Genomic DNA, 14,886 nt, shown 5'->3' with positions numbered 1-14,886 from the left:
CCCCGGAAGGGGCACCCCCTCGCGGGCGCAGTCAGGGCGCGCCCACCGCCGCGAGCACCGCGCGACGGGTCAGCACCCTGGCCAGATGGCGCCGGTAGTCGGGCTGCCCGTGCAGGTCGGCGGGCGGAGAGGTGCCCTCCGCCGCCTCCTCGCAGGCCCTGCGCAGCCCGTCGCCCACCTCGACGCCGCGCAGCGCGGCCTCGGCCGTACGGGCCCGCACCGGCGTCGGGCCCATGTTGGTCAGGCCGATCCTGGCCTCCTGGACCACCCCGTCGGACCTGCGGACCGCCGCCGCCACCCCGACGATCGCCCACGCCTGCGCCGTACGGTGGAACTTCTCGTAATGGAAGCCCCAGCCCGCGCCCAGCTTCGGCAGCCGCACCCCGACCAGGATCTCGCCGGGCTCCAGCGTGGACTCCAGGTAGTCGGCGAAGAACTCCGCCGCCGGGATCTCCCGCTCACCCTCCGCCGAGCGGGCGACCAGCACCCCGTCCAGCGCCAGCACCACGGCGGGCAGGTCGCCCGCCGGGTCGGCGTGGGCCAGGGAACCGCCGAGCGTGCCGCGATGCCGTACGGCGGGGTCGGCCACCGTCGCCGCCGCCATCGCCAGCAGCGGGCAGGACTCCCGCACCAGCGGCGCCCGCATCACCTCGTCGTGCGTGGTCAGGGCGCCCACGAACAGGTGCTCGCCCCGGTCGTGCACGCCCGACAGGCCCGGCAGCCTGCCGATGTCCACGAGCGTCGTCGGATAGGCCAGGCGCAGGCGCAGCAGCGGCAGCAGCGACTGCCCGCCCGCCAGCACCTTGGCGTCCTCGTCGGCGGCGACGGCCGCGCACGCCTCCTCCAGCGTGCCGGGCCGCGTGTAGTCGAACCGCGCCGGGATCATGAGCCCGCTCCTTCCAGCGCCCGCCACACCCGCTCCGGCGTGCACGGCATCCGGATGTCGTGCACACCCCTCGGCCGCAGCGCGTCCACGACGGCGTTGACCACCGCCGGGGTCGAGGCGATCGTGCCCGCCTCGCCCACACCCTTGACGCCGAGCGGGTTGGACGTCGCGGGCGTCTCCGTCCGATCGGTCACGAACGTCGGCAGATCGGCCGCGGACGGCACCAGATAATCGGCCATCGTCGTGGTCAGCAGGTTGCCGTCGGCGTCGTAGACGGCCTCCTCGAACAGCGCCTGCGCGACCCCCTGGGCGATGCCGCCGTGCACCTGCCCCTCGACGATCAGCGGGTTCACCACCCGGCCCACGTCGTCCACCGCCACGTACGAGCGGATCTTCGTCATGCCGGTCTCGGTGTCCACCTCCACCGCGCACAGGTGGGTGCCGTGCGGGTAGGAGAAGTTCTCCGGGTCGATCGTCGCGTCGGAGTCCAGCCTCGGCTCGATCCCGTCCGGCAGGTCGTGGGCGGCGAACGTGGCCAGCGACAGCTCCTGGATCGTCCGGCCGGCGTCCGTGCCCCGCACCCTGAACACGCCGTCGGCGAACTCCACGTCGTCGGGCGCGCACTCCAGCACGTGCGCGGCCACCTTCCTGGCCTTCTCCTTCACCTTCTCGCACGCCGACAACACGGCCGTACCGCCGACCACCAGCGAACGCGAGCCGTAGGTGTCCATGCCCTTGTGGGAGATCGCGGTGTCGCCGTGCATGACCGAGATGTCGTCGAACGGCACCCCGAGCGAGTCGGCCACGATCTGGCTCCACGCGGTCTCGTGGCCCTGCCCGTGCGCCGACGAGCCCGTCACGACCTCGACCTTGCCCGTCGGCAGCATCCGCACCGACGCGTGCTCCCAGCCGCCCGCGCCGTACCGGAGCGAGCCCAGCACGCGGCTCGGCGCGAGGCCGCACATCTCCGTGTACGTCGAGACCCCGATGCCGAGCTGCACGGGATCGCCCCTGTCGCGCCGGTCGGCCTGTTCGGCGCGCAGCTCCTCGTAGCCGAACAACGTCAGCGCCCGGTCCGTCGCCGCCTCGTAGTTGCCCGAGTCGTAGGTGAGGGTGGCGATCGTCGTGTACGGGAACTCCTCATGCCTGATCCAGTTGCGCCGCCGCACCTCAAGGGGGTCCAGCCCGAGCTCGGCCGCCAGTTCGTCCATCACCCGCTCGATCGCGTACGTCGCCTCCGGACGGCCCGCGCCCCGGTAGGCGTCCGTCGGCATCTTCGTCGTGAACACGCCCGTGCAGCCGAACTCGTAGGCGTCCATCTTGTAGATGCCGTTGAACATGAACGCGCCCAGCAGCGGCACCCCCGGCGTCACCAGCATCAGGTAGGCGCCCATGTCGGCCAGCAGGTTCACCCGCAGGCCCCGGATCCGGCCGTCGGCCTCCGCGGCCAGCGTGATGTGCTGGATCTGGTCGCGGCCGTGGTGCACGGTCAGGTTGCCCTCCGAGCGCGACTCGGTCCACTTGACCGGCTTGCCCAGCTTGCGGGTGATCAGCAGGCACAGCACCTCCTCCGCCGTCACCTGGAGCTTCGAGCCGAACCCGCCGCCCACGTCAGGCGCGATCACCCGCAGCTTGTGCTCGGGGATCCCGGTCGTCATCGCCAGCATCACCCGCAACACGTGCGGGATCTGCGTCGCGCTCCACAGCGTGAAGCCGTCGCCGTCGGTGGTCGCCACCACCGCGCGCGGCTCCATCGCGCTCGGGATCAGGCGCTGCTGCACATAGGTGCGCTCGATCACCACGGGGGCGCCGTCCAGGGCCGCCGCCATGTCGCCCTGCGGGAACTTCCAGGTGAAAGCCCGGTTTCCGGACGGGTGGACCGCCGGGCTGCCCTCCTTGAGCGCCTCCCTCATGTCCAGCACCGGCTCCAGCGGCTCGTAGTCGACCTCGATCGCCTCCAGGGCGTCGGCCGCCTTGTACCTGTCCGTCGCGACCACGCAGGCCACGGCCTCGCCGACGTACCTGACCTCGGAGATCGCCATCGGCGGGTGCTCGGGGATCACCACGTCGTCGCTGACCGGCCACGCGCACGGCAGGCTGCCCTGCTCGCCGGCGAAGTCCTCGCCGCTGAAGGCGGCCAGCACCCCCGGCAGCGTCCGGGCGCCGGAGACGTCCACGCGGGTGATCCGCGCGTGCGCCATCGGGCTGCGCAGGAACGCCACGTAGGCCATGCCGGGAAGCTGCAGGTTGTCGGTCCACTGGGTGCGGCCGGTGAGCAGGCGCCGGTCCTCCTTGCGCCGCCTGGGCCTGCCGAGCTCGCTCATGACGGCCTCACCGCCATGTCCTCGGCGCCGCGCCGTACCGCCCTGACGATGTTGCAGTAGCCCGTGCACCGGCACAGGTTGCCCTCAAGGCCCTCCCTGACGGCCTCCTCGGACGGGTGCGGGTCCTCGCGCACCAGGTCGATGGCGGCCATGACCATGCCGGGCGTGCAGTAGCCGCACTGCAGGGCGTGCTCCTCGTGGAAGGCGCGCTGCATGGGGTGCATCTCGCCGTTCGCCGCCAGGCCCTCGATGGTGGTGATCTCGCCGCCGTCTGCCTGGACGGCGAGCACCGAGCAGCTCTTGGCGGTCCTGCCGTCGAGCATCACGGTGCAGGCGCCGCAGTTGCTCGTGTCGCAGCCGACGGGGGTGCCGGTCTTGCCTAGCCGATCTCTCAGCAGATGGACGAGGAGGAGCCTCGGCTCGACGTCCTCCTCGTAGCCGACTCCGTCGACGGTGACGGTGATGCGGGGCATACGTCCTCCCTCATAAGGGGGGATTGGCTGGATAAGGCCAAGCTACGCCCGTGTTATCCAGGGTCAAGGGTTACTTACCCCGCGTGATCCTGGCGACCACCGCCACCAGCCCCGAGAAGCCCAGCCCCAGCACCACCAGGGCGGCGAGGACCGCCGGGTCGGTGATCGAGTCCGTCAGCAGCAGAATGCCCAGCACCAGGAACAACAGGCCGCTCAGGAGGGCCATCCAGTCCGTCTTGTGCAACTGGCGGGGCTTGTCCAGGTCACGCGCCACGGCGCACCTCCACGTCGCCGAAGCCGCCGCGCAGGTTCAGCACGATCGTCGGGGGCTCGCCGGACGGCTTCGTCTCCGGCTGGAGCACCCGGTTGAACACGACGTCCACCCCGCCGCGCGTCGAGTGGTCGATGCGGATGTCGCCGACCTTCGCCGTCGCGTACACCTCCACCCGGGCCGACGGCGGCACCACCACCTTCAGCGCGCCCACCGACACCGTCGCGTTGAACGTCGTCCTGGCGCCCGGGGTGAGCTTCAGCTCGGTCAGGTCCAGGCGGCCGTCGCCGACGCCCACCGCGTACGTCTTGCCCGCCTCCGACACCGACATCGGCGTCCAGTTGAGCTTGGTCCTGTTGGTCGGCAGGCCGTCCAGCATGAGGCCGGCGGCCAGTGTCAGCGCCACCACCGTGCCCAGCGCCACCAGTCCGGCGCCACGGCCCCACCAGGCGGCGACCAGGAGTCCGGCGCCGATCGTCACCAGGATCGCGGCGCCGATCACGGCGAAGTTCGGGCCTCCTGCCGTACGGGCTTGGACGACCATGAGGATCCCTCCAACGATCATGGCCACGAAGAACGTGAGAAGGCCGATGTATGACCTCGCGCGCCTGGGCTTCTGCGCGGGAGGGGGGGCGGGCCGGCTGTACAGGGCCGGGTCGTAGGGGGAGCGGGCGTCGGGCCTGAGCGGGTCGAGCGGCCGGTACGGCCCGTGCGGCGCGAACGGCGCGCCGCCGGGGAGCTCCTGTGCGGGCCGCTGCGGCGCCGGCGGCCGGGCGGGCAGTGGGCGGGTGCCCTCGGCCTCCGGACGGCCGCTGCCGGGCTCGTGGCGGCGCAGCTTGGCCTCCATGCGGGCGATGGCCTCCTCACGAGTGCGGGGCGGCTCCACCTCGGTGCGCGGCTCCACCCCGGTGGGCGGCCGCCTCTCGTGGGCGCGCTCCTGGGCGGGGGCCTCCGGGCCCGCCGCGCCGTCGCCGCGCCCGGGTTCCCCCGCGTCCGCTCCGCGATGCGGCGCTTCCCCGCTTTCCGCTCGATCGGTGCCTGTGTCGTGGTTCGGGCCCTCTCCGTGGTTCGGGCCTTCCGCTCGGACAGGGGCCTGTCCCTGGGACGGGCCTTCCGCTCGGTCGGGGGCCTCTGCTCGGGACGGGGCCTCTCCTTGGGACGGGGCCGCCGTCCAGTCGGGGGCCTCCGCTCGGGACGGGCCCTCTGTTCGGTAGGGGCCCGCCTCGCGTCCGGGCGGGTACGGCGGCGCGCCCTCCGGGAGCCGTACGTGGGTCGCGGTCCTGCCACCCTGACCGGCGTACCCGAACGTGGCCCCGCTCCGGGGCGCGACCGGCGGCGCGTCCTCCGGCATGGCGGCCAGCCGGCGGCCCAGCCGTTCCGGCATGGTCCTGGCCAGCATCAGCAGATCGACCCCGTGCGCGTGCGCGGCCAGCAGCGCCAGCACCAGGATCAGGCCGACCACCAGTGTGCCCGTGCCCATCCCGACCGTCGCCACGTTGATCGCCAGCCCGAACGACAGCAGTCCGGCCAGCAGTCCCAGCACCGCGTCGGCGTCGAGGTCGCGCCGGGTCCACTGCTCGATCAGGCCAGGGCCGCCCCTGGGATCCTTCATGAGCAGGAACGCGGCGACGTACATGAGGATCCCGATCCCCGAGCCGAACAGCAGCACCGCGAACACGACGCGGAACACCACCGGGTCCAGGCCGGTGCCCCGGCCGAGGCCGGCGCAGACGCCGCCGAGGATGCGGCCCTGGCCACTGCGCTGGAGAGCCCGGACATCCCTTGGCGGTGCTTCACTCATGCCCACTATGGTGGCCGTACCCGTTCCGTACTCGCATCCGGGACACCCCTGAGCCGACCCGGGGGTTGTTCCCTGATGACCGAATTCGCTCTGACATGTGACGATGTCGGTGTTATGGCTGACCAGAAGACTCTCGCCGAACCAGGCCCCGCCGAGGTGCCGTTCCGCCGGATGCGGCGCCCGAAGGAGGGCCGCCTCGTCGGCGGGGTCGCCCAGGCCCTGGCCTCGCAACTGAAGCTGGACCCCGTCGTGGTCCGGCTCGCCTTCGTGCTGCTCCTCGTCGCCTCCGGGGTCGGCGCGGTGGCCTACGCCGTGTTCTGGATGGTCACCCCGCGCGAGGAGCACGAGGGCCCACCACCCCCGCGCGACTGGAGCCAGCTCGCGGCCTTCAGCGCCATCGCGGTGGCGCTGTCGGCCTTCAGCTGGCTGTCCGGCGCCTCCCAGGGCGGCATCGGCATGATCCCGTTCGCGGTCGGCGGCATCGGCGCGCTCATCCTGTGGCAGCAGGCCGACCCGAGCCGCCGCAGAGGCTGGGTGGAGGGCGCGACCACCTCCATCCGCAGCAACCGGGTCCGTACCGTGCTCGGCGTCCTGCTGGTGGTCGCGGGTGGCATCGGCTTCCTCGCCGCCGAGGGCGAGCTGAGCGACCTGCAGTCCAACCTGGTGGCCATCGCCGTGATCGTCGTCGGCCTCGTGGTGATCGCCACGCCGCTGCTCGCCGGGCTCTGGAAGGAGCTCCAGCTTGAGCGCCGCGAGCGCATCAGGCAGGAGGAGCGGGCCGAGATGGCCGCCATGGTGCACGACTCGGTGCTGCACACGCTCACGCTCATCCAGCGGGTGGCCCACGACCCCCGCGAGGTCAGCAGACTGGCCCGAGCGCAGGAACGCGACCTGCGCAACTGGCTCTACCAGCCGAAGCAGGACGCCGACGCTACGCTGGCCGCCGCCGTACGGCGGATCGCCGCCGAGGAGGAGGACGCGCACGGCGTCGCCATCGAGATCGTGTGCGTCGGCGACATCGACCTCGACGCGGGCGGCAGGCTCGCGGCGCTGCTGGCGGCCTCCAGGCAGGCGATGGTCAACGCGGCCAAATACTCTGGGAGCCCGACCGTCTCCGTTTACGCGGAGGTCGAGGGCCAGGAGGTCACCGTGTTCGTCAAGGACAGGGGCAAGGGCTTCGACCTCGACGCGATCCCGCTCGACCGGATGGGCATCAGGGAGTCCATCATCGGCAGAATGGAACGGCACGGCGGGAGCGCGCGCGTGCGCACCGAGCCTGGCGAGGGCACTGAAGTGATGTTGACCATGAAGATGGAGAAGCCATGATTCGCGTCCTGATCGTCGACGATCACCGGCTGTTCCGTTCGGGCGTCCGGGCGGAGCTGGGCGAGACGATCCAGGTGATCGGCGAGGCGGAGGACGTCGAGTCCGCCGTCGCCGCCATCGCGGAGACGCGGCCGGACGTGGTCCTGCTCGACGTCCACATGCCCGGCGGCGGCGGCCAGGAGGTGCTGCGGCGGGTGCTCGGCGCCGGCTCGCAGGTCCGCTTCCTCGCCCTGTCGGTCTCCGACGCGGCCGAGGACGTGATCGGCGTCATCAGAGGCGGCGCGCGCGGCTACGTCACCAAGAACATCAGCGGCAAGGAGCTGACCGACGCGATCAGGCGGGTGTCGGAGGGCGACGCGGTCTTCTCCCCGAGGCTCGCGGGCTTCGTGCTGGACGCCTTCGCCTCCTCCGAGGCGCCGCCGATCGACCCGGAGCTCGACTCGCTGACCCAGCGCGAGCGCGAGGTGCTGCGGCTGATCGCCCGAGGCTACGCCTACAAAGAGATCGCCAAGGAACTGTTCATCTCGGTCAAGACGGTCGAGACCCACGTCTCCTCGGTGCTTCGCAAGCTTCAGCTGTCCAACCGTCACGAGCTGTCCCGCTGGGCCACCGCGCGCCGTCTGGTGTGATCAGGCGGGGTCGGTGGCGGTGACCGGCCACCGGCATGCGACATTCCTGGTATGGGCAGGGACGTACCCGCCGTCGCCTTCAGCAGGGACGATCGCCGCAACTACCGGGAGAAGGTGCGGCAGTGCCTCGACGTCCTCGCCCAGATGCTGCGTGAGGCCCGGTTCGACTTCGACCGCCCGCGCGCCGGGCTGGAGATCGAGCTGAACCTCGTCGACGCCCGAGGCGCGCCCGCCATGCGCAACGCCGAGGTCCTGGCCGCCATCTCCGAGCCCGACTGGGCGACCGAGCTGGGCCAGTTCAACGTCGAGATCAACGTCGAGCCGCAGACCCTGGGCGGCGAGGGCGCGCTGCTGCTGGAGAACGACGTGCGCGCCCGGCTCAACCACGCCGAGTCGCGCGCCCGGGGCGTCGGCGCCCACCTGGTGCTCATCGGCATCCTGCCCACGCTGCGCGAACAGGACATCGGCGAGGGCACCCTGTCGGCCAACCCCCGTTACCGGCTGCTCAACGAGCAGATCTTCGCCGCCAGGGGCGAGGACATGCACATCCGCATCGAGGGCGTCGAACGCCTGGAGACCCACGCCGACAGCATCACGCCGGAGGCCGCGTGCACCAGCGTCCAGCTCCACATGCAGGTCAGCCCGGCCACGTTCGCCGCCCACTGGAACGCGGCGCAGGCCATCGCGGGCGCCCAGGTCGCCGTGGCGGCCAACTCGCCGTACCTGTTCGGCAGGGAACTCCACCGCGAGACCAGGATCGCCCTGTTCGAGCAGGCCACGGACACCCGCCCGGACGAGCTGAAGGCCCAGGGCGTCCGCCCGCGAGTGTGGTTCGGTGAGCGGTGGATCACCAGCGTCTTCGACCTGTTCGAGGAGAACGTCCGCTACTTCCCCGCGCTGCTGCCGCTGTGCGAGGACGAGGACCCGCGAGAAGAGCTCGCGAGCGGCCGCATCCCGCGCCTGTCCGAGCTCACCCTGCACAACGGCACCGTCTACCGCTGGAACCGGCCCGTGTACGCGGTCGCCGACGGCACCCCGCACCTGCGCGTCGAGAACCGGGTGCTGCCCGGCGGGCCGACGGTCCTGGACGTCGCCGCCAACGCCGCCTTCTACTACGGCCTGATGCGGGTGCTGCCGCACGCGGAGCGGCCGGTCTGGAGCCGGATGTCGTTCACCGCCGCCGAGGACAACCTGCGCGCCGCCGCCCGGCACGGCCTCGACGCCCGCCTGTACTGGCCGGGTGTGGGGGAGGTGCCCGCCGCCGAACTGGTCCTGCGGCGGCTGCTGCCGCTTGCCCACGAGGGGCTGGCGTTGTGGGGCGTGGACGCGGCGGTGGCCGACAGGCTGCTCGGGGTGGTCGAGGGGCGCTGCCTGACCGGGCGTACCGGCGCGACGTGGCAGGTGGAGAAGGTGCGCGCGGTCGGCGGCGAGCGGCACGAGGCGCTGCGCGCGATGACGCTCGCCTACATCGAACTGATGCACACCAACGAGCCCGTCCACACGTGGCCGGTCTCATCTTCATAAACCCGTCATAACCTGGGCCTTTGCGTTCTGGTCGAAAAGGGGTGACCAAGGACTGGTGCGTGGGCGAGGCTGGGCGGTATGTTCCGGGTTCTCGGCTCGCTCGAGATCACGGCCGGCGACCGGCTGGCCAGGGTGCCTGGGCCGCGTCAACGCGAGCTGCTCGCACTCCTGCTGCTGCGGGCCAACCGCGTCGTCACCGTGAGCACCATGATCGAGCTGGCCTGGGGCGAGCGTCCGCCGCCTACAGCCAGGCGGCAGGCGCAGAACTGCGTCGGCCGGGTGCGCAGGCTCATCACCGAGCTGGGCCTGCCCCCGGAGACGATCGTCACGACCCCGGGCGGCTACCTGCTCGCGATCGGCGCCGACCGGCTGGACATGCTCGCCTTCCGGGCCCGCGTGCACGAGGGGCGCGCCCTCGCGGGGGCAGGGCACGTGTGGAAGGCGAGCAGGGTCTACAGAGGGGGACTGTCGCTGTGGCGCGGGCCCGCCTTCGCGGACGTGGACCTCGGGCCGTTCGACGCGGAGGCCCGCCTGCTGGACGAGCTGCGGCTGACCGCGCACGAGGAGTGCCTGGCCCTGGAGATGGAGTTCGGCAGGCACGGCCGCCTGGTTCCCGAACTGGCGGCGCTCGTGGCGGAGCACCCGTTGCGCGAGCGGCTGTGGGGGCAACTGATGCTGGCGTTGTACCGGGCCGGGCGCAGGGCCGAGGCGCTGGCCGTCTACCAGCGGGCCCGCGAGCGGATCCGCCGCGAACTCGGCACCGAGCCGGGTCGGCGGCTGCGGGCGCTGCGGGCCGCGATCGCCCGCGACGAGCCGCTCGGCCCCTTCCCGTGGGTGGAGTGAATCCCGCCTCACCTGGGCAGGTTCACCGTGTGAAGCGCCCCCTCGCGGTGATCGCCGCCCTGGCACTCGCCGCCGGATGCGGCGTGGCCGCGCCCTCGGCGACTCCGGCGTCCGACGACTTCGAGGAGGACGTCGAGACCGCCAGGGTGCTCACCGAGGGGTTCTGGGCGCGGCGGCTGGGCGGCTCCTACCGGCCGGTGACCGACTTCGTCGCCTACTCGGGCGACAACGGTCCCGCGTGCGGCGGCGGGGTGGCCGCGCCGGACAACGCCTTCTACTGCCCGGACGGGCACTTCATCGCCTACGACGAGACCTGGCTGCGGTCGCTGTGGAAGGAACTGGGCGACGGGTCGGTCTACGTGATCGTGCTGCACGAGTTCGGCCACGCCGTCCAGGCGCAGTTGCAGACCTCCTTCGAGTTCAACATCCAGCAGGAACTCCAGGCCGACTGCTACGCGGGCGGCACGCTCTCGGCCCTCGTGGCCGGTGGCGAGCTGCGGGCCGACCCCGGCGACGAGGAGGAACTCCTTACCAACCTGGCCGCCGCGGGCGACCCCGAGGAGGACTGGTTCGACCCGGCCGCCCACGGCACCGCGGAGCAGCGGCAGAGATCCTTTCTCACCGGCTACCGCTCGGGTGTCGAAGGTTGCCGGTAGTCCTGCGGCGGCGGGGGTGTTGGCTCTAGCGTGGTGGCATGACGCCCGCAGAGCTCGGCTGGCTGCGCAGGGGAGCCTGCCGTACCAGCGACGCTGAGCTGTTCTTCCCGCTCTCGCCCACGCCCGGCCAGGAGGCACGGGCCAAGGCCGTGTGCTCCGGGTGCGACGTGCTGGCCGACTGCCGCGAGTACGCGATGCGCGCGGGCGAGACCGAGGGCATCTGGGGAGGTATGACGCCGGACGAGCGCCGCCGGGCCAGATGGGCGGTTAGCCTGCAATAGTGCTGCTTCGCTCCCTTGCCGTCCTGGCCGCCGCCAACGTGCTCAACAACCGCGTCGCCCGCAGGCTCGGCCCCCTCACCTCCGCCGCCGCCACCGCCGCGCTCGTCGCGACGGCCCGTAGGTCCGGGCTGAGCTGGGAGGAGATCGGCTTCGAGAAGGGCCGCAAGGGCGCCCTGGCCGGAGGGGCGCTGGCCCTGGGCGTCGCCGCCGTCTACACCGTCGGCATCTCCCACCCCCGCACCAGGCGGTTCTTCCGCGACGAGCGCGCGCTGTCGCTCAGCCGCGCCCGCGTCCTCGAAGAGGCCCTCGTGCAGGTGCCGTTCGGCACCGTCCTGCTGGAGGAGGTCGGCATCAGAGGCGCCCTGTACGGCATGCTGCGCCGCCGCCACGGCACCGCCGCCGCCACAGCGGTGTCCTCCACGGTGTTCGGCCTCTGGCACATCCTGCCCGCCATGGACATGGCGAAGGCCAACCCCGCCCTCGGCGCGCTCACGGCGGGGGAGCGGCCCGACCACGTGCCGACCGCCCGCGTCGTCGCCGGCAGCGTCGTGGCGACGGCGGCGGCCGGCGTGCTCTTCTGCGAGCTGCGGCGCCGCAACGGGCTGGCCGCCCCCGTGCTGCTGCACCTTTCGACCAACTCGCTCGGCTACCTGTTCGCCAGGCTCGCCTGATCAGGCCGTCTCGACCACCTGGAACGCCTCGGCGTACCTGTCCTCGCCGAGCCCGGCCGACAGCGCCGTGTCACGCCACCGCGTGCGCAGCCGCTCCTCCAGGCCCTCGACGTGCGCGACCTGGCTGACGTGCGCCCAGAGCGCGGCCAGCTTGCGGTCGATCACGTCCGTGATGTCCACCCAGTGGTCGGGTGTCATGCCGCCGTTGAGCCACACCTCGCGCACCGTCCACGCGTCGAGGCCCTCCTCGACCAGCAGTTCGGGGAAGGCGTACGGGTTGCGGGCGTCGGGGTAGACCGCGTCCAGCGTCGCGCCGCCGACCGCGCGGTGGTCGGGGTGGCTGGGGGCGGTGAAACGGTAGTTCCTGTCGGGGTGGTGGGTGACGACGAGGTCGGGGCGCACCTGGCGGATCACCCGCGCGATGTCGCGCCGCAGCTCCAGCGACGGCACCACGGTGCCGTCGGCGTAGCCGAGGAAGCGCAGGTCCGTGACGCCGACCGCCTTGGCCGCCGCCGTCTGCTCGGCCCGCCGTAGCTCCGCCATGCCCGAGTTGTCCAGCGTACGGTCGTCGCCGCCGCCCGCGTCCCCGTCGGTGACCAGCAGGTAGGTGACGCTCACGCCCCGCTCCACCATCAGCGCCACGGCGCCCGCCGCGCCGAAATCGGCGTCGTCCGGGTGGGCCGTCACGACCAGAACCCGCTTGACCTCGTTGTCCGGCAGCATCTTCGTTCCTTCCCTGGGTTCGGGTCCACGATTGTCGGTGGGCGGCCATACTCTAGGGCTGTGCCGACCCACGTCTCTCTCGACCACCCACTGCTCGACGGTCTCAACCCGCAACAGCGCGAGGCCGTGATCCACCATGGCAGCCCCCTGCTCATCGTCGCAGGGGCGGGGTCCGGGAAGACGCGGGTGCTCACCCACCGCATCGCCTACCTGCTGTCCGAACGGCAGGTCCATCCGGGCGAGATCCTCGCGATCACCTTCACCAACAAGGCCGCCCGCGAGATGAAGGAGCGCATCGACCGGCTCATCGGGCCGCGCTCCAAGGCCATGTGGGTGATGACCTTCCACAGCGCCTGCATGCGCATCCTGCGCAGAGAGGCCAAACGGCTCGGCTTCCCCTCCAGCTTCTCCATCTACGACCAGGCCGACTCCCAGCGCCTCATGGCGATGGTCTGCCGCGAGATGGAGCTCGACCCCAAGCGCTACCCGCCGCGCGGCTTCTCCGCCCAGGTCAGCAACTTCAAGAACGAGCTGATCGACTACGAGAGCGCCGTCGACAGGGCGGGCAGCCATCTGGAGAAGACCCTCGCCCAGGCGTACAAGGCCTACCAGCAGAAGCTGACCGAGGCCGGGGCGATGGACTTCGACGACATCATCATGAACACGGTGACGCTCTTCCAGCTCTTCCCCGACGTCGCAGAGCACTACCGGATGCGCTTCCGCCACGTGATGGTCGACGAGTACCAGGACACCAACCACGCCCAGTACATCCTCATCAGAGAGCTCGTCGGCCACCCCGAGCTCAGGACGGCCGACGGCGAACTGGTCCGCACCGGCTCCGACATGTCGGAGCTCTGCGTCGTCGGCGACGCCGACCAGTCCATCTACGCCTTCCGCGGCGCCACCATCCGCAACATCCTGGAGTTCGAGCGCGACTACCCCGACGCGCGCACCATCCTCCTGGAGCAGAACTACCGCTCCACCCAGAACATCCTCGCCGCCGCCAACGCCGTCATCTCCCGCAACGAGGGCCGCAAGCCCAAGAACCTCTGGTCCGACCAGGGCGACGGCCCCAAGATCGTCGGGTACGTCGCGGACAACGAGCACGACGAGGCCATGTTCGTCGCCCAGGAGGTCGACCGCCTCGCCGACGAAGACGGCGTCAAGCCCGGCGACGTGGCCGTCTTCTACCGCACCAACGCGGCCAGCCGCGTGTTCGAGGAGATCTTCATCCGCACCGGCCTGCCGTACAAGGTGGTCGGCGGCGTGCGCTTCTACGAGCGCAAAGAGGTCAAGGATCTGCTCGCTTACCTCCGCGTGCTGGCCAACCCCGCCGACGTGGTCTCCCTGCGCCGCATCCTCAACGTGCCCAAGCGCGGCATCGGCGACCGTGCCGAGGCCATGCTGGAAGCTCTGTCCTCCCGCGAGAACATCCCCTTCTGGGACGCACTGCGCCGCGCCGAAGAGGCGTACGGCATGGCCACCCGCTCCCTCAACGCGGTCCGCGACTTCGTCGCCCTCGTCGAGGAGCTCATCGCCAAGGGCGAGGGCATGCCGCCGTCCGCGCTGGCCGAGGAGATCCTCGTCGCCACCGGTTACCGCGCCGAGCTGGAAGCCTCCGAGGACCCTCAGGACGAGTCCCGCCTGGAGAACCTCAATGAGCTGATCTCAGTCGCCCAGGAGTTCGAGGAGGCCAACCCCGAGGGCACCCTGGTCGAGTTCCTCGAACAGGTCTCCCTCGTCGCCGACGCCGACCAGATCCCCGAGGCCGACGGCGGCCAGGGCGTGGTCACGCTCATGACCCTCCACACCGCCAAGGGCCTGGAGTTCCCCGTCGTCTTCCTGACCGCCATGGAGGACGGGGTCTTCCCCCACGTCCGCTCGCTCGGCGAGCCCCGGGAGCTGGAGGAGGAGCGGCGGCTGGCCTATGTGGGCATCACCCGGGCGCAGCAGCGGCTGTACATCACGCGGGCGGCCGTACGCAGTTCGTGGGGGGCTCCGTCGTTCAACCCGGCCTCGCGCTTCGTCAACGAGGTGCCCGCTGGGCTGCTCGACTGGCGTACCGATCCGGAGAAGTCCGCCCGCACGGCCGCCGTCCGGCGCGAGCCCGCGCCGTCCGCCGCCAAGAAGAGCAGCCGGGTGATGCCGTCCCTCACGCCGGGCGACCGCGTCACCCACGACGCCTTCGGCCTCGGCACCGTGGTCTCCGTGGACGGCGTCGCCGAGAAGACCAAGGTGAAAATCGACTTCGGCAGCGGCGGCGAGAAGACCCTGCTACTGGCATACGCGCCACTGGAAAAGCTCTAAGGACCTAAGGGCCTTAAGGGCAAGGCGCTCCGCACGTGTCTCCGGTCGGGCCGCAGGCCCGACCCCTTTCGGCCTTCGCTTCGCTCAGCCGTCCTTATCTCCCACCCCTTGCCCATCTGAGTGAGTGTTTGAGATCGACGATCTTGCTTAGTCGCAGACGATTTTGGCTTG

General features: G+C 71.5%; 14 protein-coding genes. 8 read left to right on the top strand and 6 right to left on the bottom strand.

All coding sequences use genetic code 11. From position 1 onward, the window contains the following. Nucleotides 1-31 precede the first annotated feature (31 nt). The 5 genes from ABD120_RS14215 to ABD120_RS14195 all read right to left on the bottom strand — a co-directional run bounded on the left by ABD120_RS14215 (nucleotide 32) and on the right by ABD120_RS14195 (nucleotide 5,755). Nucleotides 32-886, bottom strand: coding sequence for an FAD binding domain-containing protein (locus ABD120_RS14215; protein ID WP_343950321.1), 855 nt, complete (start codon nucleotides 884-886; stop codon nucleotides 32-34). Beyond that, complete coding sequence (locus ABD120_RS14210; protein WP_343950320.1) at nucleotides 883-3,210, bottom strand: xanthine dehydrogenase family protein molybdopterin-binding subunit; 2,328 nt, start codon at nucleotides 3,208-3,210, stop codon at nucleotides 883-885. Before ABD120_RS14210 ends, ABD120_RS14215 begins: the two co-directional genes overlap by 4 nt. Then, nucleotides 3,207-3,683 (bottom strand): (2Fe-2S)-binding protein, encoded by a 477-nt coding sequence (locus ABD120_RS14205; protein WP_343950319.1) that lies wholly within the window; start codon nucleotides 3,681-3,683, stop codon nucleotides 3,207-3,209. Before ABD120_RS14205 ends, ABD120_RS14210 begins: the two co-directional genes overlap by 4 nt. A gap of 70 nt (nucleotides 3,684-3,753) precedes the next feature. Further along, nucleotides 3,754-3,957 (bottom strand): hypothetical protein, encoded by a 204-nt coding sequence (locus ABD120_RS14200; RefSeq protein ID WP_343950318.1) that lies wholly within the window; start codon nucleotides 3,955-3,957, stop codon nucleotides 3,754-3,756. Next, nucleotides 3,947-5,755 (bottom strand): PspC domain-containing protein, encoded by a 1,809-nt coding sequence (locus ABD120_RS14195; RefSeq protein WP_343950317.1) that lies wholly within the window; start codon nucleotides 5,753-5,755, stop codon nucleotides 3,947-3,949. The genes ABD120_RS14200 and ABD120_RS14195 overlap by 11 nt, the downstream gene beginning before the upstream one ends. A 114-nt stretch (nucleotides 5,756-5,869) precedes the next feature. Between ABD120_RS14195 and ABD120_RS14190 the strand changes: the two genes are divergently transcribed. The 7 genes from ABD120_RS14190 to ABD120_RS14160 all read left to right on the top strand — a co-directional run bounded on the left by ABD120_RS14190 (nucleotide 5,870) and on the right by ABD120_RS14160 (nucleotide 11,685). Next, a complete protein-coding gene (locus tag ABD120_RS14190) occupies nucleotides 5,870-7,081 on the top strand; it encodes an ATP-binding protein (protein WP_343950316.1) in 1,212 nt (403 codons plus the stop codon). Continuing rightward, nucleotides 7,078-7,710 carry a response regulator gene (locus ABD120_RS14185; RefSeq protein ID WP_343950315.1) on the top strand — a complete coding sequence of 211 codons (633 nt, stop codon included), beginning with the start codon at nucleotides 7,078-7,080 and terminating at the stop codon, nucleotides 7,708-7,710. The genes ABD120_RS14190 and ABD120_RS14185 overlap by 4 nt, the downstream gene beginning before the upstream one ends. 51 nt (nucleotides 7,711-7,761) lie before the next feature. Beyond that, nucleotides 7,762-9,234 (top strand): glutamate-cysteine ligase family protein, encoded by a 1,473-nt coding sequence (locus ABD120_RS14180; protein ID WP_343950314.1) that lies wholly within the window; start codon nucleotides 7,762-7,764, stop codon nucleotides 9,232-9,234. A gap of 78 nt (nucleotides 9,235-9,312) precedes the next feature. Continuing rightward, nucleotides 9,313-10,077, top strand: a complete 765-nt coding sequence (locus ABD120_RS14175; protein ID WP_343950313.1) for an AfsR/SARP family transcriptional regulator — start codon at nucleotides 9,313-9,315, stop codon at nucleotides 10,075-10,077. Nucleotides 10,078-10,106: 29 nt separating this feature from the next. Beyond that, nucleotides 10,107-10,733: a neutral zinc metallopeptidase gene (locus tag ABD120_RS14170; protein WP_343950312.1), complete on the top strand. Its 627-nt coding sequence runs from the start codon at nucleotides 10,107-10,109 to the stop codon at nucleotides 10,731-10,733. 38 nt (nucleotides 10,734-10,771) lie between these two features. Beyond that, entirely contained in the window at nucleotides 10,772-11,014 is a 243-nt protein-coding gene (locus tag ABD120_RS14165; RefSeq protein WP_343950311.1) for a WhiB family transcriptional regulator, read from the top strand. Then, nucleotides 11,014-11,685 carry a CPBP family intramembrane glutamic endopeptidase gene (locus ABD120_RS14160; RefSeq protein ID WP_343950310.1) on the top strand — a complete coding sequence of 224 codons (672 nt, stop codon included), beginning with the start codon at nucleotides 11,014-11,016 and terminating at the stop codon, nucleotides 11,683-11,685. The genes ABD120_RS14165 and ABD120_RS14160 overlap by 1 nt, the downstream gene beginning before the upstream one ends. Here ABD120_RS14160 and ABD120_RS14155 read toward each other — a convergent pair whose 3' ends face one another. Further along, on the bottom strand, nucleotides 11,686-12,408 hold the full coding sequence (locus tag ABD120_RS14155; protein WP_343950309.1) for a PIG-L deacetylase family protein: 723 nt from the start codon (nucleotides 12,406-12,408) through the stop codon (nucleotides 11,686-11,688). A 90-nt stretch (nucleotides 12,409-12,498) separates the two neighbouring features. On the opposite strand from ABD120_RS14155, the gene pcrA reads away from it, so the two are divergent. After that, nucleotides 12,499-14,715 carry a DNA helicase PcrA gene (gene pcrA / locus ABD120_RS14150; RefSeq protein WP_343950417.1) on the top strand — a complete coding sequence of 739 codons (2,217 nt, stop codon included), beginning with the start codon at nucleotides 12,499-12,501 and terminating at the stop codon, nucleotides 14,713-14,715. The last annotated feature ends 171 nt before the right edge of the window (nucleotides 14,716-14,886 follow it).

This window comes from Nonomuraea longicatena (genome assembly GCF_039525605.1).
Lineage (GTDB): Bacteria > Actinomycetota > Actinomycetes > Streptosporangiales > Streptosporangiaceae > Nonomuraea > Nonomuraea longicatena.
This window is presented reverse-complemented; position numbering and strand designations above follow the sequence as displayed.